Consider the following 25278-nt stretch of genomic DNA (forward strand, 5'->3'; position numbering starts at 1 on the left):
GGCGTCCTCCCGCTGTGCAGCGCTTCAGCCATAGCCGCAGCCGCAGCGACCTGGGCCTGTGCGCGCTGCCCGCGCTGCTCGCCACCGATCGATAACCCGCTCCTGCGGTTTCGCCATTCAACGCGCCGGTGCACACCTGCGTCTGCGTGCTGCGTGACCGCGGCGTCAATCCAGAGAAGGCGTCGTTCGGTGGGTCTGCGCTTTGCGCCGGTCAGCGTCGCAGCAGGAGCCTTCACTGGCATTGCGGCGCCTTGCGTTTACAACGGGAACTGCTGAAAAACGCGATGTGTATTCAACAAACAAGCTCGCCCGCGAGTCTACGGGAGAAATGAGATGCGCGCACCTCAGAATGAAATCGACGGTTGTGCCGGCATGCGCTTTGCGAATGGCAGAGTGTTGGCTGGAGACCTTACTCCCAGAGAAAGACTTGTAACAAAAATGTAAAGATGCTTAAGTATGATGCCCGCGCGACGATGAGTCGTTTGTTAACCTGGAGGAAAGAGTGTGATGACAAAGTACGCAGTCGCAGTGACGGCAGCCATTCTGTGTAATGCCGCGTTCGCCGATGCACGTATTGAGATCGACCAGAACGGGATCGACACCTTCCATGCACCGTTCGACGCCGACAACACGGATAATGAAACCAAGTCAATGCCGCAGGCAGCGTCTTCGGTGCAGAACGATGATGCCGGTGTCTACTATGGTGATGCGATGACGACCGTGCGCCTGCAGCGCGCTGCGCTTCGCACGATTGGCCTCGTTTTAGGTGTGGAAGAGGTGACGATCACGTCGGATGACACCTATCAGAACGGGACTCTGCGGGTTGACGGCACGAATTACAGTTGCCGCGACTGGCGTGCGACGCACAAGCTCGTCGGCGGCGCTGCGGATCAAGCCGTACTCGAGTCCGCCGAAGTCGAGATCTCTGTGACGCTGACGAACTGCAGCTGACATTGGTCATGTCGGGAGCCCCTGGAACCTTGTAGAGGGAACATGGGCGATCGGTGCCAGGGACGGCTTATGCGATGTCCGCTCCTTGGCGGCGGCGCAAAGGCCACCGCTTTGGTTTTGCAAAAAGCCGTCGCGCTGTCTTCGTGTCAAGCGCGTTTGCGCAGGGCATCTGAACCAGCAATGGCGTGGCACGCGCCAAGCGGTGTTCAGGCGCCTGCTGAATCTTCGTTGGATGAGCGCGGCCTGAAACGCACGAGAGCGGGGGTAGCGAAGGCGCCGCGGTCATGCTCACGTCATACCGCGCTTCGGCTGCACTCAGGCCGCTGAGGTTATGGCAATACTTGCCGAACCTCATTGCGCGCGATGACATGCCAACCAGACCTTCTTGTCAGCCGGCGACAGACACTCGTCGCGCCACGCGAGGAAACACCGGCGATCAGACAGCTTGGCCTGGACCATGGCCGGTGCCTTGTTGCGATTAATCCCAGGTCAACGCCGCTCTTGTCCATGCAGCTTCGAGCGCCGGCGCAAGGCCAAGGCACCGAGGCCGGCGAGCAGGAGGATGGCGCTTGCCGGCGCCGGAATAACCTTGAAATTGGAGATTTCGGTCGTCGCACCCCCGAAGAGATCATCCACTGTCGCCTGGCGGAAGCCGAAGATGTCGCCTTCTTCGACGTAGAACTTGCCGTGACCGCTCTGGCTGTCTGGCCCTGTGTTATCGGTGAGCCGGGTGAAGACGCCGTTGACCACGTAGCCGAAGGGATCGAACACCGGGCCGTCGAGGTCCTGCGTGATGTAGCTCCAGTCGAACTCGATGGCGGCGTTTCTGATCGCGGTGATCACGAAGTCGACGTTCAGGGGGTTGCCGGTACCGGAGTTACTGCCGATCAGTGTGACCAGGTCGGGCGCGCCGCTGGTATCCACGGAACCGTTGCCCTCGGCGAGGATCGTCCAGTTCGCGACGTCATAGGGGCCGGTGAAGTCGTGGATGTACCACTCCGTTGACGCCGCGTCCATATCGGTCGTGGCTTGCAGATCCACGACGACAGGGCTGGCTACCGGGGGGATTGGATCATAGCTGCGGACAGCCGCTGTGGCGGGCAGTGCGACCGTGAGGGTCAGCAGCGCTGCCACTGTTTGCTTATTCATCATGCTTCTCCGAAAAGGACTGCCCAGGATCTGTGAACGGGCGTTCATCAAGCGGTTTTATTAAGAAATCGAGGTCACTGGTTGCGCCGGCGCGCCTTCAGGTGCAGACGGGCACTGGTTGCCTGCTGCATTCAAGCGCTGCAGCGAGCGTTATTCGCGAGTGTCTCCCGGCGGACTGCTGCGCGAACAGCTTCCTCTGTTGCGGCTGTCGGCGGTGCCGACGACCCGCTCGAGAGCTTGACGCGTTTCGGCGCTCATCGCCTGTGGGCAGCAAGTCCCGTGCCTTGGCCGCCGTCGGACAGCGAACAATGATCGGCATGGGGTATATGCCGATGAACGGTCGCTCGAATGCAAAATGCCCGTTCAAGGCCGCGCTGCGCCGAACTGGGCGTCATCCTAATGTATGCATGCCTTTACAAAGAGCTGACAGGCCCTGATGGCAAAGCCGGTGGGCATCCAATAGCACCTATCGGGGGAAGCGCCTGGTGAGTGCGTCAGAGAGGCACCTAAGGGTGTGGGAAAGGCGCTATGGATCAGGACCCTATGGAATGGATGCGATGGCGGGGGCTCGATCTGGAAGTGTAAAGCCGGCAAAACAGCGGTAGCGGGAAGATCGTCGGTCGCGCGCCGATTCGGGCGAAGGACGCAGGGATCGGACAGTGACGCGCGCGGCGATGGGCTGTCGAGAGAGGTCGCTGGATGCCTGAACATCTTTGCTGTGCCCTTGGCCCGGGCATCTCGTCGGGCGACCCGGCTTGCAGGGGTGCCCGCCGCTGACTTCGCGCATTCGCGCTGGCCTGGATGGCAAAGGTGATCGGGCGCGGCATTGCACCCCATCGGGAATGGGTGGTGTCGCCCCTTATGCAGGTGTAGGGAGAGGCAGACCTGATGGCCGTGCCGGTATGACCGGATCAGTGCGGGTGTGGGTGAAGCCTGGTACGGTCCAGATCTTGGGCCGTAATCCGAGCGCGCGCAGCTGCGCGTCCCCAGCTCCAGTGGCCCTGCCCAGACTCCTTGGCCACAGACGCGGCGGCAGCGAGACCACTATGCGCATCCGGATCGGCTATGACCTCAGCTACCAGTGCCCGCAGCCGACCCCGATGATTCTGACGCTGCGGGTGCATTGGAGCCGCGCCGCGGACCTCATCACCCCGGACCACATCAGCACGAGCCCGGTGGTCCCGATCTCAGGATATCGGGATGGGTTCGGCAACTGGTGCAGCAGACTGATCGCGCCGCCGGGCGACTTCCGCGTCTTTGCGGACGCGCTCATCAGCGACAGCGGTCTGCCCGACGCTGTCAGCCCCGGCGCCCTGCAGCATGCGGTGGAGAATCTGCCGGAGGAGACGCTGGTGTTCCTGCTCGGCAGCCGCTACTGCGAGACCGATCGGCTTTCCGAGACGGCCTGGGGGCTGTTCGGGCATACGCCGCCGGGCTGGCCGCGGGTGCAGGCGATCTGTGACTTCGTCCACGGCCATCTCACCTTCGGCTATCAACACGCCCGCGCGACCCGGACGGCGCTGGAGGCCTTCCACGAGCGCGTGGGCGTGTGCCGGGACTACACGCACCTCGCGATCACCTTCTGCCGCTGCATGAACATTCCTGCGCGTTACTGCACCGGATACCTGGGGGACATCGGCATTCCGGCCTCGCCGGACCCGATGGACTTCTCCGCCTGGCTCGAGGTGTATCTGGGCGGGCGTTGGCATACCTTCGATCCACGCAACAACGTGCCGCGGGTCGGCCGCGTCCTGATCGCCCAGGGGCGTGATGCGGCCGATGTGCCGCTGAGTAATGCGTTTGGACCGAACCTGTTGAAGGGCTTCGGTGTGTGGACGTATCAGGTATGAACGGCCGGTGTGGCGGTGAGCCGGAGCTGGGTCCGCGCACTCTACTCAGGCCCGATGAGCCGCCCGCGCTCGAGCGCGTCAACCCAGCGGGCGGCACCCACGCGGTGCTGGTCTGCGATCATGCGTCGAATCGCATCCCGGCACGGCTCGGCGCCCTTGGCCTCGAGCCCGGCAGGCTGCAAGAGCACATCGCCTGGGACCCCGGTGCGGCCGAGGTGGCGCGCCATCTCGCGGCCGAGCTGGATGCGCCGTTGCTGCTCAGCGGCTACTCCCGGCTGGTCATCGACTGCAACCGTCCGCTTGGACATGCGGACTCCATGGCCGAGCGCAGTGCCGGCGTGGCCATTCCCGGCAACCGGCGGCTGTCGCCGGCGGCGCGCGCGCGCCGCGTCGAGGCGCTGTTCCGCCCGTATCACGCCGCCATTGCCGAGCTGCTGGACGCGCGCTCACGGCAACCGACTGCGCTGATCAGCGTCCACAGCTTCTCGTCAGTGCTGAACGGCCGGCAGCGCCCCTGGCAGATCGGCATCTCGCATTGGCGCGACCGGCGGCTCGCGGACCTGCTGCTGGGCGCCCTGGGCCGGCTCGGGACCTTTGCGCTCGGTGACAATGCGCCCTATCCCATCGAGGCCGACATCGACTACACCATCCCCGCCCACGGCGGCGCGCGTGGCTTGCCGGCGGTGATGATCGAGATCCGCCAGGACGAGCTCCGGACGCCGGCGGGTGCCGCCGCCTGGGCAGCACGCCTCGCGGCTGCCTATCGTCTCATCGAGGGCGAGATCCCGCAGCTGTGCGGGCATCCGTTGGGTGACGAGCCCGCGGGTCGCCCCTGCTGACCCGCTGCGGAAGGCCGCCAGCCCGGCCAATGGCAACGCACCAAGGCGGCAGCTCGCGCGCTGGGGGCGAGCATCATCCAGCGTCCAGTGTCGCGCTGCCGGAAACGCTGATTGCTCGGCGTTTCCCGTGCGGGCCAGGACGGCCCACCATTTTCTGCGGCGTAAGCCGCCGACAGGGCAGCTTCTTCGCTGGCTGCGGTCAGCCGATGCACCGGGGGCGGAGCTGCGGCTCCGCCAGGACCGGGCTGGCGGAGGCAAGGGTGTAGTCGCCCGCAATGTCCTTCTCGGGAGTCACCGCCACGAAGCACGCCGTGACGCGGCGGCGGATGTCCTGGGTGATCCGCTGGCGGAAATACTGGTCGAGGGCGCCGATCGCCATGGCGTTGCACCGATCATGCGTGATGCCTACACTGCCATCAACACGGCTACACGGATCGCCCCGATGGCCTTGAACATTCGCAATCCCGAGACGGATCGACTCGCCGAGCAGTTGGCTGAGCTCACCGGTGAGACCAAGACCGCGGCCGTGACGCAGGCGCTGCGTGAGCGATTGCAACGCGTTCAGCGGGAGCGCTCCGGCACCCGCCTGGCGGATCGTCTGGACGCCATCGCGGTCCGCGTCGCCGCGCTGCCGGTCCGGGATGGGCGTTCCGCGGAGGCGATTCTGGACTACGACGACGACGGCCTGCCGAACTGATGGTCATCGATACGTCGGCACTCGTGGCCATCCTGCAGGATGAGCCGGAGCGGCACCGGTTCAACGAGGCCATCGAGCAGGCGCCGAACCGTCTGTTGTCGGCGGCGAATCTCGTCGAGATCTCCATCGTGGTCGAGAGTCGCTATGGCGCAGAGGGCATCCGCGAGCTCGACCTCTTCCTGCGGACCGCGCAGGTCGAGACGGTGAGCGTCGATCCGGCGCAAGCCCTCGCCGCGTGCGAAGCCTTCCGGCGCTTCGGCAAGGGTCGCCACGCGGCGGGGCTCAACTTCGGCGACTGCTTTGCCTATGCCCTCGCAGTCGTGCGAGAGGAGCCCCTCCTGTTCAAGGGCGAAGACTTCCCGCTGACTGACGTCATCGCCGCGGTGCCGGTGCATTGAGTCGGCGCAGAAGCCGAACTGGCCAGACCCGCTGTTTCGGACACCTGCGGACCGCGGTCAGCAGGCATCCAAGTGCGCCAGCCGTCAGCCGAACGCCTCCAACGCCGCGGCCAGCTCAGGATGCTGCCTGGCGTGCTCCGCCACCGGCACCCCGGCGGCGATGGCCTCCCAAGCCTGCCGCAGGCTCGCTGCCCCGCCGGTGGGTCCGCGCGGATGGCTGAACACGCCGCGGCCCGGGACAAAGCCGAAGTCCGGGCTGCCGATCTGCTCGTGCACGCCGGTGAGCGTCGCCGCGGAGTCGCTGCCGCCCGGCACCGGCAGTGCGGGCTTGATCGGCCCCATGGGCTCGGTGCAGGCGGCGATGCACTCCAGCACCTCGTCCTCGGCGGTCATCATGCGCGGGCCGAAGCCGGGCATGATGATGACGTCGAACCCCGCGAGCCGCTGCAGCTTGGTGAGCACCCGCGTGTGCACGCCGAAGTACGGCAGCCGGCTCATGGCGGCGATGACCGGGAAGTGCGCCACCAGCGGGACCCGGGCATGCCGGCGCAGCATGCGCACACCGCTCAGGCCCACCGGCAGGGCGTTGACCATGACGGCGTTGGCGCCGTTGGCCACCACGGTGTCGTGCAGCGCCACCAGCCGTTCGACCTCGTCGGTGATGTTGGCGAGATAGACCTTGGGTACGCCCGTCTCCTGCTCGGCCTGCTGCCGCGCGGCGCCGAGCAGCCGCGAGCGCTCGGCGATGGGGGACCAGTCCGGGTCCGCCAACATCTCGTCGTCCTTGGCGATGTCGAGCCCGCCGCGCCAGGCGGCGAGGCCGAGCTCGGCGAAGGGCGCCGGCGCCAGTCCGATGTTCGGCTTGATGACACCGAAGAAGAAGGGCCGGTCATGGATCTGCCAGCGCTCGCGCAGGCCATGGAGCCCATACTGCGGCCCGTCGAAGTGGGCGAGGAAGGCGTCCGGAAACTCGATGTCCAGGAGCTTCACCACCGGGATGCCGGGCGCGAAGAAGGCGCCCTCGCCGAGCACGGCGGAGAGCATGTTCGGGAGGCGCGGGCCGAAGTTGGCGTGCGGATGGGCGATGCGCACCCGGCAGACGCTGACCGGCGCGATGACGGGTGGGTCGAGCGGGTAACTGGTGCCGGACAGGGTCGTCTCGACCTCCAGGTCCACGACCTTGGCCGCGAAGCGGGGCCGATAGTCCTCGTCCACACCCACCCGCTGCCACTGGGCGGTGGACTGCTCGCTGGCCAGGTGGGCCGCCGCGGCGCGCGGGTCCCCGGTGCACTCGATGCGGTAGTCGAGCAGTAGGTGGGCATCGGCGTCCAGCTGTGCGGGCTCGGCGTAGAAGCCGTCGATGTCGGCATCGCGCATGGCTCAGACCTCCCCCAGCAGCTGCACCGTCACCTGCCGTCGTGGCCGCGGCCCGTCCAGCTCGATGAAGAACACCGACTGCCACGCCCCGAGCAGCAGCTCGCCGTCCGCCACCGGGATGCTCTCGGAGGCGTTGGCGAAGAGCCCGAGCAGGTGGGCGTGGGCGTTGTCGCGGTCATCCACCGGGGCGATGTTGTGGCCGTAGTCGCCGTCGCGCGGCACCAGGCGCTTCAGGAAGGTGATCATGTCCTGCTGCAGCCGCTCTTCGTGCTCGTTGAGGTTTACCCGTGCGGTGGTGTGGTTGGAGATGAGCGTCACCAGTCCGTGCCGCAGGCCGCTCGCCTGCACCCGCTCGCGCACCTGCGCGGTGATGTCGAGGAGCTGGATGGGCGCGGTGGTGGTGAGCTCGATACGGTCGATGCAGGCTTGCATGGGCGGGATCTGCGGCGGGTCTGGCTTGGACAGCAGCATACTGGAGCTGCCGGGGCAGGGCGACGGCTTGGGTCAAGCGACGGGCGCTGGGGGCTCGACTTGGATGGATGGCGTGCGAAGCGTGCTGTCCGCTGGCGGCGCGTCTGCTCCGGTTTGACCGCCATCAATGAGCCCGTACCACGCGTGTGGGATCGTGCAGCGTTTGTCGGATGGCTGTCGCCGTCCACTCCCGATGCGCTGACGCCCGCCGACCGATGCCGCTGTCCGACCTCGTCAACACCTTCGGCCAAGACCTGCTCCGCCGGCATGGGCGCCGCGTGCACAAGGTCGCCATCCACGCGGGCTTCAGCTGCCCGAACCGTGACGGGGCCAAGGGCCGCGGCGGCTGCACCTTCTGCAACAACGTCTCCTTCAGCCCGAACGCGCGGGCGCTGCCCGACGTGGCGGCGCAGATCGCCGCAGGCCGGCGGGTGATCCGCCGGCGCACCGGGGCCGAGCGCTACCTGGCCTACTTCCAGGCGTACACCAACACCTACGGCGATGTGGCGCGCCTGGGTGCGCTCTACCGTGCTGCGCTGGCGGAGCCGGATGTCATCGGCCTCTCCGTCGGCACGCGGCCGGACTGCGTGCCGGATGCGGTGCTGGACCTGCTCTGCGAGCTGCGCGACGACGGCCACGAGGTTTGGCTGGAGCTGGGGCTGCAGTCGGCCTTCGATGCAACCCTGGCGCGGGTCAACCGCGGCCATGGCTTCGCCGAGTATCGCCGGGCGGTGCGCGGTGCACGCGGGCGCGGCCTGCCGGTCTGCACGCATCTCATCGTCGGCCTGCCCGGGGAGGGGCGCTTGGAGGCGCTCACGAGCCTCGAGCGGGTGCTGGCGCTGGGCACGGACGGGCTCAAGCTGCATCCGCTGCACGTGGTGCGCCACACGCTGCTCGCCAAGGACTGGCGCGCCGGCGGCTACCGCCCGCTGCCCATGGACGACTACATCGCCATCGCCTGCGACCTCATCGAGCACACGCCTGCGGACATCACCTACCACCGCGTCACCGGTACCGCGAGCCGCGACATCCTGCTCGCCCCCGACTGGTGTGCGAAGAAATGGGCCGTGCTGAACGGCATCGAGACGGAGCTGCGCCGCCGCGGCACCACACAGGGCGCGCGCGCCGGGGAGCGGATTGCGGCTTGAATAGAGTACGGAGTACGAGCTACGGGTCGACGCCCGTGCCTTGCCTGGGGCACCCACGTACTCCGCACTCCGTACTTCTTACAACCGCAGCGACCGGCATCGCGGCCAAGACCCGTAACAGCGCATCCACCCAGAACCCAACCCGAGAAGGCACCCTATGGAGCTCGTCTGCCCCGCCGGCAACCTGCCGTCGCTGAAGGCCGCCGTCGACAACGGCGCCGATGCCGTCTACACGGGCTTCCGTGACGACACCAACGCGCGGCACTTCGCCGGGCTCAACTTCACGGCGAGCAAGCTCGCCGACGGCATCCGCTATGCCAAGTCCCACGGCAAGCGGGTGTTCATCGCCATGAACACCTATCCGCGCCCAGACGGCTTCCAGCGCTTCGAGCAGGCGGTGGATCAAGCGGCCGACCTGGGGGTCGATGCCCTCATCTGTGCCGACATCGGCGTGCTGGACTATGCCGCGCGCCGCCAGCCCAAGCTCAATCTGCACCTCTCGGTGCAGGCGTCGGCCACCAACTACGAGTCGCTGCGGTTCTATCACGAGCACTTCGGCATCAAGCGCGCGGTGTTGCCGCGGGTGCTGTCCATGTCCCAGGTCGAGCACGTCATCGCGCAGAGCCCGGTGGAGATCGAGGTGTTCGGCTTCGGCAGCCTGTGCGTGATGGTGGAGGGGCGCTGCATCCTGTCGTCCTATGCCACCGGGCGCTCGCCCAACACCTACGGTGCCTGCTCGCCGGCGAGCCATGTGGAGTGGATCGAGACCGACACCGGGCTCGACACGCGCCTGGGCGGCGTGCTGATCCAGCGCCATCCGAAGGGCGAGAACGTCGGCTATCCCACCCTGTGCAAGGGCACCTACCGCGCCGAAGGCCAGACCTACCATGCCATCGAAGACCCGGTGAGCCTGAACGCCATGGAGCTGCTGCCGCAGCTCGCCGCCGCCGGCGTCGCCGCGGTGAAAATCGAGGGGCGCCAGCGCAGCCCCGTCTACGTCAAGCAGGTGACGCGGGTGTGGCGCGAGGCGCTGGATGCCTTCGCCAAGGACCCGTCGCACTTTGCCCCAAGGCCCGAGTGGACCGCGGAGCTGGCGAAGGTCTCCGAGGGGGCGCAGACCACGCTCGGCCCTTACCACCGGCCCTGGCAATGAGCGCTGGAGGGCGCCCCGACATGACCGATACGTCCCCTACACCCCGCCTGTCCCTCGGCCCCATCCCGTACTACTGGCCCAAGGCCCAGGTGGACGACTTCTACGCCATGGTCGCCGACAGCCCGGCGGAGATCGTCTATCTCGGCGAGACCATCTGCGCCAAGCGCAACCAGGTGCGCCATGAGGATTGGCTTCAGATCGCCGAGCGGCTCACGGCCGCGGGCAAGGAGGTGGTGCTGTCCACCCTGGCGCTGCTGGAGGCGGAATCCGAGCTCAAGCGGCTGCGTGCCCTCTGCGCCCAGGACGACTATCTGGTGGAGGCCAATGACCTCGGCGCCGTCCAGCTGCTGCGCGGGCGGCCCTTTGCCGTGGGCCACAGTGTCAACGTCTACAACGACCGCACGCTGGCGCTGCTCGCCGCCGACGGCTGCAGACGCTGGGTGCTGCCGGTGGAGCTGACGCGGGACAGCCTGGCGGCGATGCAGCGCACCCGCCCCGCGGGCGTGGAAACCGAGGTCTTCGCCTACGGCCGGCTGCCGCTCGCGTACTCGGCGCGCTGCTTTACGGCCCGCGCGCGCGACCTGCCCAAGGACGACTGCCGCGACGCCTGCCTCGACCACCCGGACGGCATGGTGGTGGACACCCAGGACGACAATCGCTTCCTGGCCCTGAACGGCATCCAGACCCAGTCCGCGCGCAGCATGAATCTGCTGCCGGTGCTCGCCGACCTGCGCGGGCTCGGCGTGGACATCCTGCGGGTGAGCCCGCAGTCGCAGCACACCGGTAAGGTGCTCGAGGTCTTCCATCGCACCCTGACGGGCGAGCTTGAGCCAGCCGCAGCCGCCGCTGCGCTCACGCCGCTCATGCCCACCGGCCCCTGCGACGGCTACTGGCACGGCGCCGCCGGCATGGATGCGCTCGCCGCCGCCTGACCTCTTCAAATCATGGGGACGGTATACTGAATTCGGCCTGATGCGCGCGCCGTGGCGGTACCTTTCCGGACTTGGGGCGGTAACCCGACAAATGCGAGGACGGTAACCTTAACTCGGGGTCGCCCTCAGCGGCGGGGGCCAGATGGGGGAAGGGTCAATTGAACCCCGAGCTCCGGCTCAGGCGCGCTGGGTGCCGAAGCGGCTCAGCAGCTCCGTGGCCCGATTCATCACATCCAGCAGCGGGCCGACGCGGCCTTCCAGCTCGATGCTGTCCAGCAGGTTCTTGGCGTAGAGCCCGAGCTCCGTGTCGCCGCCGAGCCGCAGCCGGCGGTTGAAGAAGAGGGTATCCGGGTCCTCGCGGCGGGTGGCGAGCAGCAGAAACTCGAAGGTGTTGCCCTCGATGCTCAAGTCATCCCGCGCGCCCGGCGGCGCGGCTTCCAGGCGGCCCTGGCGCAGGGTCAGCCGGTAGTCGAGCCGGGCGTCCTCGACACTGATGCGCATGACCTTGTGGTCCAGGAAGTCGAGCTCGCCCTCGCCCAGCTCGGGCTTGAAGACGCGGTTCAGGATGCGCGCCAGCACGGCGCTGTTGAGCCGGCCCGGGATGAGCCCGAGCGGGAGGGTGAGCAGGGACGGCAGCCGTGGGGCGTGGGAGGTGTCGGTGCGTGCGGTCATGGCGAAGCTCGGCGGGGCGCGCGGTGTCAGGCGCTGGCGGCGAAACTGCACTGGGTCGTGCCGCTGCGGCGGCACGAGCCGGGATCAGGCGGCGGAGATCATGCCGCGCGGGCGCAGCGCGTCGATCTCGGCGCGGAACTCGTTGCGCAGGCGCTGCCACTCCATGACGAACCAGGGCGTCACGCGGTCCGGCGCTTCGGCAATCAGCCGGTCCACATCGGCGCTGGGCATCCAGCGCCAGGCGGCGATCTCGCTTGGATTGACGTCGATGCGCACCGGCGCCGGGACCTTACCGACGAACACCGAGCACAGCTCGCGCTCGGCCCCAGAGTCGCCGAACAGGGCCTGGTATTGGAAGCGGTACAGGAATTTGAGGTCTGCGTCCACGGCCAGCTCTTCGCGCAGGCGCCGATGCACCGCCTGCTCGTAGGTCTCGCCGCGGCGGGGATGGCTGCAGCAACTGTTGGACCAGTACAGGGGCCAGAGCGGCTTCTTGCCGCTGCGCTGCTGCAACAGGACCTCGTCGTTCTCGGTGAACAGGAAGATCGAGAAGGCCCGGTGCAGCAGACCGTCGCCGAGGTGGGCATTGACCTTGGTCTCGTAGCCGGTGACGTTGTCCTCGCCATCCACGAGGATCAGCGGCTCATTGTCGAAGGATACGGTCTTGTGCTTGCTCAACTGCGATCTCCTGCGGGTTTGGACCGCTCAGCGGTGCGTCGGCCTGCGGATGCTGGTCCGTCTGTCTTCGTCGGCTGCCGGCCGAAGGGGTTCCGGGCGGCGACGGACCATATCAGCCAGTCAGCGGCCGACAAAAGAGGTTGACACAACAAGCGTCAATTTAACTTGACGATGCGCAAATGACCATGCCGACACACGTCGCGTGACGCTTGCGACCTGCAGTTGCTGCCCGCTTGACGCTGGTGGGTGGGGCAGGCTGGCCCTGGCAGCGGGACGCAACTGCGGCGTCAGGATGTTAAGCAATTTGCGGACCGTTGTTGGGTCCAGCCTGTCAGGGATATGCAGAACCGCGTGCAGGACGCTGTTCTGTCGGGATATCTCGCTGCTCGAATGGAGGTGCCCGAATGCGCGGAGCGCGCTGCCTGCCATGCCTGCACGTCAACTGTAAAGAAAGCTGACACGCCGCGCGAGCCGGTGATGAGGGTACACAGTGCGTCGCAAGGCTGTGCCGCGGCGCGATCCTCTGGCACGAGTCACGCCATCCGAGGGACGGGCAGACAGGGATCGTATTGGCGCCAGCATGGGTGAATCGCCATGAGCAAGACTGGTGCCAAGTACCCGTCGTGCTGCCGACGCGCGCGCCGCGCCCGCGATGCCCGTATTTTGTCGCCGAATCCGCGCGCAACGCGACAGCGTCGCGGCCGCGCCGCCGCGCGGCATCCGCGCTCGGGTGGATCGCCGTGGTCCGTGAGGCTTTCCGATCGCGCTTCTTCCCAATCGACTCTCAAGGAGACCCACACATGCGTCTGCGCGTTGCCCTAGTTCTGATTTGCGTCTTTTTCTGGTCCCAGCAAGCGCTTGCTGGCCGCATGCCGTACAGCGACTTGCTGTTATTCGGCGACAGCCTGACGGACACCGGCAACGTCTACCTCGCCACAGGCGGGACCGTGCCCAACCCCGTCTACTATCCGAACCTGGGCCATTACACGGACGCTGCCACCTACGGCGAGCTGATGTGGCAGGCGCTGAACCTGCCGGGCAGCCTGACCCCGAGCCTCGCGGGCGGCACCAACTATGCCGTCGGGGGCGCGCGCTCGCGCTACGACAGCACCGACATGACCGACCTGGGCGGCTTTCGCCTGCCGCCGCCCGTTGGCACGCCATCCGCGAGCAATCCCTCCGCAGGCAGCTTTCTCGGTCAGTTGGGCTTCTATTTCACCAACACCGGGGGCGTGGCCGACCCCTTCGCCCTCTACAGCGTCTTGATGGGCGGCAATGATGCGCGGGACATCGCCACGGTATCCGCCGTGTCGGGCACAGCGGACGCCCTGGACCTGCTCACGCAATCCGTCGGCGATGTCACCGGCGGCATCGTGAGCCTGATCATGGCGGGCGCCCGCAATCTGTTGGTGCCCACGGTCTCCAACATCGGGCTGACGCCGGAAGCCCTGGCTCTGGACGCGGTGAGCCCGGGTACGTCGGCTGCGCTCGGCGCCTGGGCGCAGGCCTACAACCAGGCGTTGGACGACGCACTCGATACAGCGCTGGACGCCTTCGCGGGCGTGGACGATCTGCGTCTCTGGCGGACGGACACCTTCGACCGGCTCGGCGAGGTGCTGGGCGACCCCGGGCGTTACGGGCTCATCAATGTCACCGATCCCTGCCTCGACGGCTACTTCGTCGACACCCTCATCAGCGAGCCCGTCACCCTGTGCCCAGAGCCTTCGACCTATGCCTTCTACGATAACGTGCACCCATCGAGCACCATCCACGGCATCCTCGCCGAGGACTTCCTGAACGCCGTGCCGGCGCCGGCGCCGCTGTTGCTGCTGCCGGCGGGTCTCGTGCTCATCGCCTGGCGCCGTCGCGGCGCTCCGACGGCTTGAGGTTGGCGACGGTCGTCGGGGCGGCTGCGCCGGACCGATGCCGGCACTGCTGCGGCGAGAGAAGCGGTGCGGGCCATGGGCAGGCACCGGTAACGGCCTCTGCGAACGCGCGATGACCCCGCAGCTCGGCGTTTTGCGCGCTGGTTGGCGGTCTCGGGCGCTGCTTCAGGGTTCAATGGGGGTCGTGTGCTGTGGCGGCACAGGGCGTGCCCCGGCGGCGACCAACGACCCAGAACACCCCACGCGGAGACGCCAACAATGCACAGCCAACCCTCACGCCTGCGCAGGGCCGTCATGCTGGCGGCCCTGACTGCACTTCCGTCTGCGGCCCAGGCCATGCTGATGGAATACACAGACCAGGCGAGCTTTCTCGCCGCCATCGAGAGCAGCTATCTCTTCGACGATTTCGATGGCGAATCCGGCCAAACGAGCATTGTCACCGGCGGCCCCGAGAACGGCTATGCCTATTCGGCGGAAGCGTCCTCGGATGATCTCTTCTTCGCGAACGTCACCGGGAACGCTGACAATCCCGCACTGACGACCTTCACCGCCGGGCCAACCATCGAGATCACCTTTACCGGGGCCCCCGTCACGGCGGTGGGCGGATTCTTCTTTCCAACGAATATCAATGGGAATGTCTTCACCGGGACCATCACCCTGGACTTCAACGGCGGCGGCTCGGACAGCCTGCTGAATCCGGGGGTGTCCACCTTCAGCGGCTTCACGAGCACTGTGCCCCTTGCCGGGCTCAGCATTGACACACAAGCCTGCGCTTCAACGTCCTGCTATCCGGCGCTGGACAACTTCTATGTCGGCGCCGCGGCCACAACGAGCGATGCGCCGGTGCCGGCCACCGCCGCGCTGCTCGCGCTGGGGGTCGTCGGCATCGGCTTGCGCCGGGCCGCGACGCTGTCTGGCCAGGGCCAGGACCAGGGCCGCCTTCCCGGTTAGCTGAAGCGGCGGGTGGAGCGCACTGCGGCTCAGGGTGTTGTCTGGAGGGCCGGGCTTCCGGCACCGAGGACGACCGTCGTCAGTGCAGGCCCTCGGTTCCAGTAGACGAGTTGTTGGTGGGCGCCGAGGTCGGGCTGTTCGCGCGATCCGGCGCCAAGTCAGGCTATTCTGGTAACCTGCCTGAAGTTGGCCCCAGCCGGGGCTGCAAGCCATGTGAGCGCCCAGCCTCGGGGCTCACCAAGGGAAACGCCGATTTATCGGCGTTTCCCGTGCGGGCCAGGACGGCCCGCCATTTTCAAGCGCCTAAGCGCTTGAAAATGAAGGAGCCGGGAAACGGCGTTTTCCGGTTCCGTCCGATTCTTGGGCAGGATGCCCAATAATTCGGTGTCTCCCAAGAGCAACAGAAGATGCCTGACACCCCAGCACCGCCACATATCGCGATCAGCCCGGGAACGGCGGGCGGACAGCCGCATATCGAGGGGCGCCGCGTCAAGGTTCGGGACGTCGCCTTTCAGCACGAGTATCTCGGACGCGCTGTTGACGAGATTGCCACCGAGTTGGACCTGACGCTCGCGGAGGTCCACGCGGCGTTGGCCTACTACTTTGATCATCGGGACGAGATCGAGCAGACCATCGCGGATCGCGACGCCTTCGTCGCGGCGATGAAGCGGCGCACGCCCTCATTGTTGTCTCGGAAGCTCGCTGCTGCGGAGGATGGCTGAGGTCCGGTTCTACGCCGACGAGCATATCCCCAAGTCCGTCATTTGGGGCGTGCGCCGACGCGGTGCCGATATCCAGAGCGTCGCGGGTACGGTATTCATCGGGGCGATAGCGTCGCATATCTACGCCATTTGCTCATCGGTACGCTCGCTTTCGGCGCCTTCTCCGCCCCGCCCGTAGGCCGACCTTCTTGTGAGCTGAGGTCTCGCTGCCACCCGTGCCTGGCGGTCCTGGCGGCGATTTTTCGGCACTTGGCAACTCTGACCGGGCTCGCGCCGCGATCAATGTCGCATGCAATGCCCGGTGCCGGGAAAACGGCAGCCGACGTGTGATACTCAGCAGAGGGTCGCGCAGCGCCGATGCCAACCGCGCAGAGGGCCGGATCAGTCCCGCCAGCAATCGGGCAAACTCTTCATCCGTGCCGCCAGGGTGTCTGATTGCTAGGCGATGTACCCAGGCGATGATTCGTTCGCTGAGCTCCGTTGTCGCCTCGGCGCCGAGCCATTCGGCGATCTCCGTCGTCGGCACGCCTCTGTCGTCGAAGTCATTCGCCCAGCTGTAGATCAGGTTGACGACCGAGTCGCGATCAGTCCTGTAACGAACCGCAAACTCCATCAGCGGGGTCAACAATTGAGGGTCGGACGCGATAACCGCGCCCAAGTCCATCTGCTCGAAGACCTGACCCAGGCGTTCAGCGGTCTCCTGAGCCAGCGTACCGTGGAACGTGGTCAAGAACAGCGTTTGCCAGGTTTCCGCGTGTTCTGGTTCAGCAGCCAGTCGTTCGATACATGCGTCAACGCGATCTGAGAAGGTTGCCGGAGCGAAACTCTGTGCCTTTTCCGGGCCAATGAGCGGGGTCAAAGCAACGGACCGGTCGCCGCCCCAAAGGCAGGCCAGGCTGTCCGCCAGCAGCGCCGGATCGCGCAGCAGGTATACGTCTTCGATCGGATCGGGTGCGCCGGACTCCAGGGAACCTAGGCGGTCCGCAAGCACGGACAGATCGAGCTTGGGAACAAGATCCGGGTGCCGACCCAGTATCGTGCCCAGACCCGCAAATACGATATCTGCGACTTGAACCTGTACCGGCCAGGCGAGGTCCATGGTCGGTTCTTGACCGTCGGCGTAAAGGTCGTGGACCGGGAAAGGTGCCCAGACATCCAGGTCATCAGCCAGCGGTCGTGGACTCGCTCCGCCGGCGAGCAGGATGCCCGCAACGCGCCCCGCATGAACCCAGGCGGCCAGCAACTGACGGCGCGGTTCTATGCCGGCCTGTTCGGCCTCGGTTTGGAAGGCGCGGTAGGACAGGTCGACCAGGGTGCGCACGAGGTCAAGCTCTGACGCAAACTCCGGCTTGGACAAATGCCCAATCTGTTCCTGGACGAGGGACAGTGCCTCGGGTAGGGAGTCCGCATTGGCCAGTAGCAGATCGATCAGGTGCAAGTGCCCGATCGGATGGAACATTTCCCGCGCAGCGCCTTGCAGAACCTCGCGCCGCTCAGCTACGTCGAGCGTAGCTACGCACCGATGGACGTCCGCCGGCAGCGGGCAGGGCAGGAGCGTGATTCGGCGTAGGCACTCGCCGAGGCCGCGTTCCGCTGGCACGGTCCGGACCAGGTTCTCCCAGCATCGCTCGGCGATGGGGCCGGCGGCGCAGCTGTCATTACAGCGAACGAAGGTCAGCACGGCTGACAACGCCGGCGGGAAGCAGCGGTCGATTTTGAGCCTCTTGTCCTGCCACCATTCCTCCGTGAGCTCCGCGTAATGCTGGTCCGCCGACGACGCAGACAAGCTTGCTACCCGGCGAATTCGCTCATCGGCGGCACTGACAGCGCCCAACTCGCGCTCCACGGACTCGCAATCCATCGATGCCCCGTCCCACCAGGCCGGGTTCTCGCGAAGCGCCTGTACCCTGAGCGCTCGGGAACTGGACAGCAGTTCTGTGTACGGAAAATAGTGCTTCCCCAGGGAATGACCCTGTTCATCGATCAGGTCAACGATTGGGCGGGACGATCCCGGCTCCGTCGCATTGCGGATTTGGACTGCTCGGCGCCGAGTCAGGTCGATGATCTCGGGCTCCTCGCCGGCAATGGCCGCTTCGACAGCGCCCAACAGTTCGGACCTGGCGAATTTCCGCTTTTCGACCTCGACCACGGACACCTCCGCCAGACCGAGCTGCTGCATGAACGACTGATCCTTGTGCAGCGCTTGTCGCAGGCTACGGGGCAGGGCCGGCACGAGTTTCAGCAGGTGCGAGCCGATGACACTCAAGAGCTCGGGATCATCCTCCCCGAATATGGCCAGGATGGCGCTGCTGAGTTGACCGGCGGCGATCTCGACGGCGGCGGCGTCGGCCAACAAGCGCGGCTCAATGATCCGCTGGCAGATCCAGCTCATATAGCTCGTTGCATTCGAACGGCGTCGTTTTACAGCCCGCTTGCCGTCCTTTGCCTCGGGGATGAGCATAGGGAGCGCTGCGACCACCAGCGACGCGATATCCGTACCGACGCGGCTCATATCCGCATCGGACGTCTCTTCTGGCAACAGGTGTGCGACGTCTGCAACGCCTAGATACAGGTTGTCGAGCAGCCAATTCGCGCGCAGGTCCCGAATCCGCTCGCCAGCATCACGATCTTCCCAGACCTGCCTCATCGCTGTCGCAACGGCGGACTGCGATGAGACGAAGAAGGGGCTTTCGCCGACGGCGTGGCGCGGATCGTTTCTGAACCGGAGCCCCCCAGTCTCCGCCAGGCAGGCTGCCCAGTAGCGCGCAAGCGTCAGCAGCGGCTCCGGTACCTGGAGTTTGCCCGCACGCGGCTGCGAGCGCTTCAGCCAATGCAGGATCTCCTCCGCCTCAAGGGGGATGAACCGGTAGTTCGAGGCCCGCAGCCGATGCAGATAGTCGAAGCGTTGCGCGTGACTCAGCCTGCCCCTTCCGACCAGGAGGTCGAGCACCTCGGCGACGCCGATGATGAGCGTTTGACCCGTGGCGGGATATCCATTCAGGTGACGATCGTCGGTCCAAAGAAGGTCCCCGGTTTGTCCCTCGCGTTTGAGCAAACCCTCAAGACAGGCAATGTACTGCCCCGTGCCCTCGTCCTCCGCTGGCATGGTCGGTACCAATCGGTACCGCTCCGACCGCTGGCCCTCGGCCACTCGATCAATCAGCGCCTCGATCCATTGGATCAAAACTGCGGCCCTTGCCTGCTGCGCTACCCGTTCTTTCTCAAGGTCCCATTCGTGCTGTGGCACGAACAGCCGCAGGAACGTGCAGACAGAGGTCAGCAAATCCTTATCGGCGAGCTGTTCCAGCAGGGTCGTTGACGCAAGGACAGGGGTGCCCCTTTTCAGAGTCGCATCCGGGCTTGCCGGCTCCGGGGGAAAGGCCGCAAGGCCGCGTCTGTGATCCTCCGAGTCGATTGCGTCCTGTTCAAACAGCCGATCAAGTAAGGCGCGCGGGCCTAGCACAACGCGCTGCCAGCGCTCGGGCAGATCGACCGCTTCCCAATGCCTCAGATCAGGACCATGCAGGGGCAGATAGGTGAGCAGGTACCCATCCATGGAGTCCATCAGCGCCAGCTCCTGCGCTTGGCGCTCGCCGAGGAGTGCAGAGATGTCATCGGCTGGCGTCGGCCCTTCGGTCAGGTCCGCCAGCTGAATACCCCGGGAACGGATCAGTCGCGCGACCTGGTCAGCAGCCGCCGACCGTCGTGGTTGGTTCGGTCGCAGGCGCTCGATCTCATTGAGTAGTAGGAGATGCCACTGCGCGGGAATCCACAGTGGCGCGAACGCGCGCTCGACCAAATCGAGCAGGCCTAGGCTGTGGGCGGTCACGAGTGCGGTGAGGTCCAGGATCAGTCTGCAGTCCCGATCGCGGTGTGATGCGAGTTGTCGCATCGGTCGCGCTCCATGCCGGATCGGGATCCAATGCTGCACCAACGGATCTGGACCCGTGCGGTTCTGGGCCGGTGTCTCATGGTGATGCGCGGTCAGGGTCAGGCCAAGGTGGTCGCACAGGCCGTGAACGGGCAGATCGCCCTGTCCGTACAGCTCCCAGATCCGGGTTTCCGCGGTGCGCTGTTTGCGCAGCATATCCGGCAGATCTGAGATGTGCGACGTCCAGCTCCCGCCTTTCCCGGCTTCCGCGAGCTCCGCCATGCGACGAAACCAAGGGCCGGTCTCTTCGTCGGGCAAGCCGAGGTTGCTGCCCACCGTTGCGGCCAAGGCAGGAAAGCTCGCCTCGTCAGACCCCAACTCAACCCCCTTGCGCCACAGCGCAGCCGCCAGTTCCCGATCCAGCTGGACTGCAATCCGCGCTGCCTGGAGCAGGTGGTCGCCGTTGGATGACTCGATGCCCAGGAGCCCGCGCAGTGAATCCAGCATGCCGGTGCGATCAGCCGCTTCAACCTGGAGGTTCAACAGCTCCACCAGGTGCTCTGCCGACGGGTTCTGCTCATACAGCAGCCGGGCATCCCGAACCGCCTGCGAGACATCACCGAGCATGCGCTGGCAGCGTACCCGCAACAACTTCAGGTCCCGCGGCAGTCGACCGTCGACATGGACATCGCGGTGCTCATCCAGTGCGACCATGCATCGGCGGTACTCGCCCTGATTGAAGGCTGCGATGGCCAGCAGCCTGAGGACACGGGGTGTCGGGATCGCCTCAAGCAATGCATCCGCATGGGCGGTGACGAAGGGCCAGTCCCCCGCTGCCGCGTGGACGTCGCAAGCCTCGGCGAGCACGGCGATGCTCGGCTCCACCGCGAACAGCGCGGCGGCGGCCTCTTTGTGGCTTCCGGGCCTGTCGGCTTCCTGGTCACGGGCGATCAGTAAGCGCAGTCGCAGGCGCTGCCGCTCGTCTTCCATGCCGTCCGCGATGGCCAGCGCCTCGTCGATACGGCCTGCGCTGGAGAGGGTGACCGCCCGCCAGTGGTGGGGTATCAGCGGGTGGCCGAGCGCCGCGACCTTCGGCTCGATCTCGTCCAGCTCGGTCAGCAGCGCCTCGAAGTCGTCGTCTTGCAGGCGCAGATCCACATAGAGCTCGGTGAAAGGGATGTAGTTCGGATCATCGTCCGGGATCGACTTGAGCCGCTGCTTGAGCCGCGCTGTATCCATGTCCATTCGATAGAACCAAGCCCAAGCGAGCGGCCAGATGTGGGGTGGGCCATCGTCACCGATCAGACGGTCGGTCAGCTCTGTCGCCGTTTCTTGTTGGTAGCTGGCGACCAGCAAGGCGATCAAGCGCCAGGTCAGCCAATGCCCTTGTTCGTCGGAACCCAGCGGCATTGCCTCGGCAATCTCCGCGAATCGCTGCTCGATTTCGGCGAGGCGCCCGCCGGAGTCCGCGGGCACGAGCTCGCGTGCGAAGGGCATCGGCCAAAGGGGCTGCTCGGCGAGCGTCAATGCGGCGGGCGTGCAGGCCCGCCAGAAATCGATGACCGCTGTCGTGCTGCGCACCGAGGCCCGATCCGGCGCCAGCGCACGGGCGGCCTCGATGGCTTCCAGCGCCTCCGGGAGCTGCTTGAGCGCCAGATGAGCAAGGCCGCGCAGCCGCCAGGTCTCCGCGGTATTGCCGTCGGCGTCGACGGGATCGGTTTGGCTCGCGGCAGCGGGTTCCGCATCATCGACTGTCGCACCGGGTTCGGCCAGCAAGCCCAGTGCCGCCTCGCCGTTGCCGCGGTCGATCAGCATCGCGGCCTTGAGATGCCGTGCTTCCCGCGAGTGCGGGACGCCCAGGATGTCGAGTGCGGAATACTTGTCGCCGCGGCGAATCGCCAGATGGGCCGTGAGCGCTTGGTCATCACCGCTCGGGTCCTCTCGCTTGGCACGTTCAGCTAGCGCGGCGGCGCCTGCCTGATCTTGTCGAAAATCCAGTCGATACAGTGCGGCGGTGCGGAGCAGGCGACCGCGCAACGGCGCCGCGAGGTGCTGCCACGCCTCGTCCTTCAGCAACGCGTCGAGCGCTTCGCTAGCCGACCTGCGATCGCCGTTGAGGTAGCGTTCGCGAATGCCGGCGAAGTTGTCTGCGACCTGGCGCGAGGCGAAATCCGTCAGCACCGAGTCGGGCAGCGGTGTCGAGTCTGCGGCATCGGCGGGTGACAGTTGGGTCGCCCCAGCTGCGGTTAGGGGCTCTGCTCGTAGTACAAGCCCTTCCTTCCTCGCTGCTTGGATGAGGGCCTCGACTGCTGTCACGTCGCCAATGGCGTCTGGAGCAATGGCTGCGGAGGATGCCGCGGCGGTGCCGGCTGCTGGGCGGCGTCGATCCTCGGCATCCAGCTTATCCAGCTTGGCTCGGCACTCGGCGATCTGCTCCTGAAGCTCGAATTTCTGCGATGCGTTGGATGCGGTCGCCTCCTCTGCCAGCAGATAGTCCAGTTTGCGTTGCCAACGCTGCCGTGCCTCCTCGGTCACTGGCCGTCCCCCAACTCCCGCAGCTTGGTGCGACACTCCCCGATCTGCTGCTTGAGCTGGAAGCGTTGGGCAGGGTCAGCGGCGAGCGCCTCCTGTTCCAGCAGGAGGGCCAACTTCTCGCGCCAACGTGCGATGGCGAGACCATGCGGTGCCGCCGAATGGTCCGGTTCGTCGACTGCTTCCGCACTCATGGTGCTGTCCTCCGACTCCTGCGAGCCGCGTTGCTTGCTGTCCGAAACGCCGGTGGAGGGCATGGAGTCGACGTCTCGGCTCGCCCCCGCGGCAACGCACTCGTCCACCCAGCGCAGCAGGGACTTGTAGAGCTGGGCGTCGCGGGACGCGGGCTTGCAGATGGAGATGTGGTCCTCGTCCAGCGGCACGGCGACCTCGCCCGAGAGACCGGGCTCGGTGCTGGTGGCGTCGACCACGAGCAGGCCCTTGGTGAGCTTGATGCCGAGCAGCGGGATGTTCGGGCGCACCTCGCGGCGCTCGCACCAGGTGCGGCAGATCAGGTCCTGTTCGGTGTAGAAGGCGCGGAACCAGCTGTGCAGCTCCCGCAGCCGCGGGTCGTGGGCGGCGAGCTCCTTGACCTGCTCGTTGGTGCGGAACACGGCGCTCGCGAACTGCGCAAAGCTGGCCAGGTTGGCGCCGCTGTGGGGCGTGGCGATGAAGGCGATGCCGCGGGTCTGCTCGGCGATGTGCCGCCAGCGCGGCACGCCGTAGCTGCCCGCATGGCGCAGCACCTGCTTGGCGACGATGCCGCCCAGGCTGTGGGTGACGAAGACCAGCGGCCGCTCGCCGAGGCCGTCGCTGGCGAGCTGGTCGAGCACCTGGGTGCCGCGGTCGGCCAGCGGCATGGACTCGGCCCGCCAGCCGGAGGCGTCCGCGGCATAGCCCAGGGTCCAGATGCCGAGCCGCGGGCGGTCGGCGGCGAGCCAGTTGGGCCAGAAGGTCTCCGGTTGCTCGGGGTCTGACATCCAGGTGGTGAAGGCGTCGCCGCCCAGGCCGTGGACCAGCACCAGGTCCAGCGCGCGGTCGGGGGCGTCGCAGCCGGCGATGGGGAGCAGGCCGAGGCGGTGGTCGGGGAGTTCGGTGATGGGCATCGGGGTGGGCTCCGGTGCGGTCGGTGTCGGTTCGGGCTCCGGCGCCGCGCGCTCCACCCGCTCCTCGCTCCCACGCTCCAGCGTGGGAGTGTCTGGGCGCCGCTCCAGCGGCGCATTGTGCCGTGCCCCGGGACGCTGGAGCGTCTGCCCGTGCTCCCACGCTGGAGCGTGGGAGCCAGTCGCGCCCGTCGTGCCTGTCGTATTGGTCGCAGCTTCGGAGGCTGTTGTTGCGGGCTTGCGCTCGGGCCAGCGGCGTGCCGCGGCCTCGGCGTCCTCGAGCTCCGGCAGGCGGCGGCGGTAGCCGTGTTGCTCGATCAGGCGGCGGGCCAGGGCGAGGGCGGCGGGGTCCTGGAACAGGCGGGCGCGGGTCAGGGCGCAGTCGGCCCGGTGCAGGGCCATGGCGCCGCGCTCGGCGATGCGCTCGGCCTCGCAGAGGTCGGCGTCGGCGCCGGCGGGGTCGCCCAGGGCGTGGCGGATGCGGGCGCGGGTGAGGAGGCCGTGGGGGATGTAGTCCTCTCGGCCGGCGGCGCGCAGGCGGTCGAGGGCGCGCTCGGCCCGGTATCGAGCCTCGGGGCCGGGCGGGCGGCCCTGGAGGCGGTCGGCGTACAGGGCGCAGCGGGCGAGGGTGAGGTGATCAAGACCGAAGTCGAGCAGCGGTGCTTGGTTCTGTTCGGCCCACTCCAGCGTCTGCCCCGCCCGCCGCGAGACCTCGGCGCAGACCGCGACCGGCCCCGCGCCATGCTCACCCTGGGCGCCATCCCCGGCGCCATCGCGCTCCCGGGCCCCGCTGTCGCCCGAGCTGCCGTCCCCGCCGCCGGCCCGCGGCTCGGCGCCGGGGCCGGACCAGGCGGCCCGCTCGGCCGGGGCCAGCAGCAGGTCGCAATAGCGGAAGCCCCGGAGCGAGTAGAGCAGCGGGTACTCGGGCTGCCGCTCGGCCTGCATCGCCTCGGCCTCGGCGAAGGCGGCACGGGCCGCGGCGGCCTCGCCCTGCTGGTGCAGGGCGTCCGCCAGCGTGGTGCGCCTGGCCATGCGCAGGAAGGCATCGCCGCTGCGATCGGCATGGTCCACCGCGCGGCGGGCGTCGGCCACCGCCGCATGGATGCGGCCCAGCGCGAGCTGCAGCTCGCTGAGGTTGTTGTAGTTGATAGCGGCGTTTATCCAATCCTGTTGCTCGACGGCCATCTCCGCCCCGGCCCGCATCGGCTCCAGGGCCTCCGCGAGTCGGCCCAGGGCGCGCAGGCAGAAGCCCGCCTCGTTGAGCAGCCAGGCCTGGGCGGGCGCGCTCAGGGCCGGAACCGGGCGCCGCCAGGGCTCGGCGAACAGGTGGGCCAGCGCGCTCAGGTTGGCACCAAAGGCGCCGAGCTTTTTCCAGCTGTAGGAGCCGTCGTGCCCCGTCCCGCGCAGGATGCGGTCGACATAGACCTGGTAGAAGGCATCCTGCCACTGCCCCGACTGGCAGCCGTGGGCGACGGCCTGGTACAGGGGCTGGAGCCCGGACAGCCCGTCCGGATGGTGGGGGGTGTCGGTCTTGAGCCGCTCGTAGAGCCGCCGGTGGCCCTCGCGCCAGGCGTCGGGGGCCTGCTCGCGCAGCGTCGCGCCCAGGTGCTCGCGGATCAGCGGGTGGGCGTCCACCGGGGTGGCGGCGGGGTCGCCGGTGGCGATGGCGTCGGTGCCGGGATCCGGCTCGGTGCCGGCGTCGGGGGCCGTTGCCCCGTCGGGGTCGCGCCGCTCGATGAGGCCGGCGTCGGCGAGGTTGGCGAGCGTGAGGGTCCAGGTGTCCGCGTCCAGGCCCTGCAGCGGCTCGGTGAGCCCGGGGATGGGCGGGGCCTGGCGCAGGGCGTCGAGCAGCGCCGGCGCGGCGGGGCGGTCGAACAGGCCGAGCAGGGGCAGCGCGG

At 67.2% G+C, this 25278-nt stretch carries 19 protein-coding genes; 11 read left to right on the top strand and 8 right to left on the bottom strand.

All coding sequences use genetic code 11. The features are described 5' to 3' along the window. The first annotated feature begins 507 nt into the window (after positions 1-507). Entirely contained in the window at positions 508-951 is a 444-nt protein-coding gene (locus tag QZ607_RS08485; RefSeq protein WP_295881847.1) for a hypothetical protein, read from the top strand. 489 nt (positions 952-1440) lie between these two features. Here the strand turns inward: QZ607_RS08485 and QZ607_RS08490 are convergent, their stop codons facing one another. Beyond that, entirely contained in the window at positions 1441-2100 is a 660-nt protein-coding gene (locus QZ607_RS08490; protein WP_295881850.1) for a PEP-CTERM sorting domain-containing protein, read from the bottom strand. Positions 2101-3146: 1046 nt separating this feature from the next. On the opposite strand from QZ607_RS08490, the gene QZ607_RS08495 reads away from it, so the two are divergent. Both QZ607_RS08495 and QZ607_RS08500 read left to right on the top strand, forming a co-directional pair. Continuing rightward, the gene (locus QZ607_RS08495; RefSeq protein WP_295881852.1) at positions 3147-3950 is read left to right on the top strand and encodes a transglutaminase family protein; all 804 of its coding nucleotides are present in this window, start codon (positions 3147-3149) and stop codon (positions 3948-3950) included. Next, complete coding sequence (locus QZ607_RS08500; protein ID WP_295881854.1) at positions 3947-4789, top strand: N-formylglutamate amidohydrolase; 843 nt, start codon at positions 3947-3949, stop codon at positions 4787-4789. Before QZ607_RS08495 ends, QZ607_RS08500 begins: the two co-directional genes overlap by 4 nt. Before the next feature lie 199 nt (positions 4790-4988). Here QZ607_RS08500 and QZ607_RS08505 read toward each other — a convergent pair whose 3' ends face one another. After that, positions 4989-5168 (bottom strand): hypothetical protein, encoded by a 180-nt coding sequence (locus QZ607_RS08505; RefSeq protein WP_295881855.1) that lies wholly within the window; start codon positions 5166-5168, stop codon positions 4989-4991. Between the two features lie 15 nt (positions 5169-5183). Between QZ607_RS08505 and QZ607_RS08510 the strand changes: the two genes are divergently transcribed. Together QZ607_RS08510 and QZ607_RS08515 are read left to right on the top strand one after the other, a co-directional pair. Beyond that, positions 5184-5486 carry a type II toxin-antitoxin system VapB family antitoxin gene (locus tag QZ607_RS08510; RefSeq protein ID WP_295881857.1) on the top strand — a complete coding sequence of 101 codons (303 nt, stop codon included), beginning with the start codon at positions 5184-5186 and terminating at the stop codon, positions 5484-5486. Beyond that, a complete protein-coding gene (locus QZ607_RS08515; protein ID WP_295881858.1) occupies positions 5486-5884 on the top strand; it encodes a type II toxin-antitoxin system VapC family toxin in 399 nt (132 codons plus the stop codon). The genes QZ607_RS08510 and QZ607_RS08515 overlap by 1 nt, the downstream gene beginning before the upstream one ends. Positions 5885-5968: 84 nt before the next feature. Here QZ607_RS08515 and QZ607_RS08520 read toward each other — a convergent pair whose 3' ends face one another. Both QZ607_RS08520 and QZ607_RS08525 read right to left on the bottom strand, forming a co-directional pair. Further along, a complete protein-coding gene (locus QZ607_RS08520) occupies positions 5969-7261 on the bottom strand; it encodes a RuBisCO large subunit C-terminal-like domain-containing protein (RefSeq protein WP_295881859.1) in 1293 nt (430 codons plus the stop codon). A 3-nt stretch (positions 7262-7264) separates the two neighbouring features. Next, positions 7265-7693 carry a secondary thiamine-phosphate synthase enzyme YjbQ gene (locus tag QZ607_RS08525; RefSeq protein ID WP_295881861.1) on the bottom strand — a complete coding sequence of 143 codons (429 nt, stop codon included), beginning with the start codon at positions 7691-7693 and terminating at the stop codon, positions 7265-7267. 254 nt (positions 7694-7947) lie between these two features. Here QZ607_RS08525 and QZ607_RS08530 point away from each other — a divergent pair, with 254 nt between their 5' ends. The 3 genes from QZ607_RS08530 to QZ607_RS08540 all read left to right on the top strand — a co-directional run bounded on the left by QZ607_RS08530 (position 7948) and on the right by QZ607_RS08540 (position 10965). Next, the gene (locus tag QZ607_RS08530) at positions 7948-8880 is read left to right on the top strand and encodes a TIGR01212 family radical SAM protein (RefSeq protein WP_295881862.1); all 933 of its coding nucleotides are present in this window, start codon (positions 7948-7950) and stop codon (positions 8878-8880) included. A 157-nt stretch (positions 8881-9037) separates the two neighbouring features. Further along, positions 9038-10033: a peptidase U32 family protein gene (locus QZ607_RS08535; protein WP_295881863.1), complete on the top strand. Its 996-nt coding sequence runs from the start codon at positions 9038-9040 to the stop codon at positions 10031-10033. Positions 10034-10053: 20 nt separating this feature from the next. Beyond that, complete coding sequence (locus QZ607_RS08540) at positions 10054-10965, top strand: U32 family peptidase (protein WP_295881865.1); 912 nt, start codon at positions 10054-10056, stop codon at positions 10963-10965. Positions 10966-11142: 177 nt separating this feature from the next. Here the strand turns inward: QZ607_RS08540 and QZ607_RS08545 are convergent, their stop codons facing one another. Both QZ607_RS08545 and idi read right to left on the bottom strand, forming a co-directional pair. Next, positions 11143-11637 carry an SCP2 sterol-binding domain-containing protein gene (locus QZ607_RS08545; RefSeq protein WP_295881866.1) on the bottom strand — a complete coding sequence of 165 codons (495 nt, stop codon included), beginning with the start codon at positions 11635-11637 and terminating at the stop codon, positions 11143-11145. Between the two features lie 84 nt (positions 11638-11721). Beyond that, positions 11722-12315, bottom strand: coding sequence for an isopentenyl-diphosphate Delta-isomerase (gene idi / locus QZ607_RS08550; RefSeq protein WP_295881867.1), 594 nt, complete (start codon positions 12313-12315; stop codon positions 11722-11724). Positions 12316-13184: 869 nt separating this feature from the next. On the opposite strand from idi, the gene QZ607_RS08555 reads away from it, so the two are divergent. The 3 genes from QZ607_RS08555 to QZ607_RS08565 all read left to right on the top strand — a co-directional run bounded on the left by QZ607_RS08555 (position 13185) and on the right by QZ607_RS08565 (position 15874). Continuing rightward, positions 13185-14201 carry an SGNH/GDSL hydrolase family protein gene (locus QZ607_RS08555; protein ID WP_295881869.1) on the top strand — a complete coding sequence of 339 codons (1017 nt, stop codon included), beginning with the start codon at positions 13185-13187 and terminating at the stop codon, positions 14199-14201. 294 nt (positions 14202-14495) lie between these two features. Continuing rightward, positions 14496-15152: a hypothetical protein gene (locus tag QZ607_RS08560; RefSeq protein WP_295881871.1), complete on the top strand. Its 657-nt coding sequence runs from the start codon at positions 14496-14498 to the stop codon at positions 15150-15152. Between the two features lie 407 nt (positions 15153-15559). Beyond that, on the top strand, positions 15560-15874 hold the full coding sequence (locus QZ607_RS08565) for a DUF433 domain-containing protein (protein ID WP_295881873.1): 315 nt from the start codon (positions 15560-15562) through the stop codon (positions 15872-15874). Positions 15875-16007: 133 nt separating this feature from the next. On the opposite strand, the gene QZ607_RS08570 is transcribed toward QZ607_RS08565, so the two are convergent. Both QZ607_RS08570 and QZ607_RS08575 read right to left on the bottom strand, forming a co-directional pair. Continuing rightward, complete coding sequence (locus QZ607_RS08570) at positions 16008-22280, bottom strand: tetratricopeptide repeat protein (RefSeq protein ID WP_295881875.1); 6273 nt, start codon at positions 22278-22280, stop codon at positions 16008-16010. After that, positions 22277-25278: hypothetical protein (locus QZ607_RS08575; protein ID WP_295881877.1), on the bottom strand; the 3002-nt coding region annotated here is incomplete at its 5' end. The genes QZ607_RS08570 and QZ607_RS08575, both read right to left, overlap by 4 nt.

It is taken from the genome of uncultured Thiohalocapsa sp. (genome assembly GCF_913063425.1).
Lineage (GTDB): Bacteria > Pseudomonadota > Gammaproteobacteria > Chromatiales > Chromatiaceae > Thiohalocapsa.

Excerpts from the sequence above, each read along its gene's own strand:
- QZ607_RS08485 (WP_295881847.1), top strand. The coding sequence starts at position 508 with ATGACAAAGTACGCAGTCGCAGTGACGGCAGCCATTCTGTGTAATGCC.
- QZ607_RS08490 (WP_295881850.1), bottom strand. The coding sequence starts at position 2,100 with ATGAATAAGCAAACAGTGGCAGCGCTGCTGACCCTCACGGTCGCACTG.
- QZ607_RS08495 (WP_295881852.1), top strand. The coding sequence starts at position 3,147 with ATGCGCATCCGGATCGGCTATGACCTCAGCTACCAGTGCCCGCAGCCG.
- QZ607_RS08500 (WP_295881854.1), top strand. The coding sequence starts at position 3,947 with ATGAACGGCCGGTGTGGCGGTGAGCCGGAGCTGGGTCCGCGCACTCTA.
- QZ607_RS08505 (WP_295881855.1), bottom strand. The coding sequence starts at position 5,168 with ATGGCGATCGGCGCCCTCGACCAGTATTTCCGCCAGCGGATCACCCAG.
- QZ607_RS08510 (WP_295881857.1), top strand. The coding sequence starts at position 5,184 with ATGCGTGATGCCTACACTGCCATCAACACGGCTACACGGATCGCCCCG.
- QZ607_RS08515 (WP_295881858.1), top strand. The coding sequence starts at position 5,486 with ATGGTCATCGATACGTCGGCACTCGTGGCCATCCTGCAGGATGAGCCG.
- QZ607_RS08520 (WP_295881859.1), bottom strand. The coding sequence starts at position 7,261 with ATGCGCGATGCCGACATCGACGGCTTCTACGCCGAGCCCGCACAGCTG.
- QZ607_RS08525 (WP_295881861.1), bottom strand. The coding sequence starts at position 7,693 with ATGCAAGCCTGCATCGACCGTATCGAGCTCACCACCACCGCGCCCATC.
- QZ607_RS08530 (WP_295881862.1), top strand. The coding sequence starts at position 7,948 with ATGCCGCTGTCCGACCTCGTCAACACCTTCGGCCAAGACCTGCTCCGC.
- QZ607_RS08535 (WP_295881863.1), top strand. The coding sequence starts at position 9,038 with ATGGAGCTCGTCTGCCCCGCCGGCAACCTGCCGTCGCTGAAGGCCGCC.
- QZ607_RS08540 (WP_295881865.1), top strand. The coding sequence starts at position 10,054 with ATGACCGATACGTCCCCTACACCCCGCCTGTCCCTCGGCCCCATCCCG.
- QZ607_RS08545 (WP_295881866.1), bottom strand. The coding sequence starts at position 11,637 with ATGACCGCACGCACCGACACCTCCCACGCCCCACGGCTGCCGTCCCTG.
- QZ607_RS08555 (WP_295881869.1), top strand. The coding sequence starts at position 13,185 with ATGCCGTACAGCGACTTGCTGTTATTCGGCGACAGCCTGACGGACACC.
- QZ607_RS08560 (WP_295881871.1), top strand. The coding sequence starts at position 14,496 with ATGCTGGCGGCCCTGACTGCACTTCCGTCTGCGGCCCAGGCCATGCTG.
- QZ607_RS08565 (WP_295881873.1), top strand. The coding sequence starts at position 15,560 with ATGCCTGACACCCCAGCACCGCCACATATCGCGATCAGCCCGGGAACG.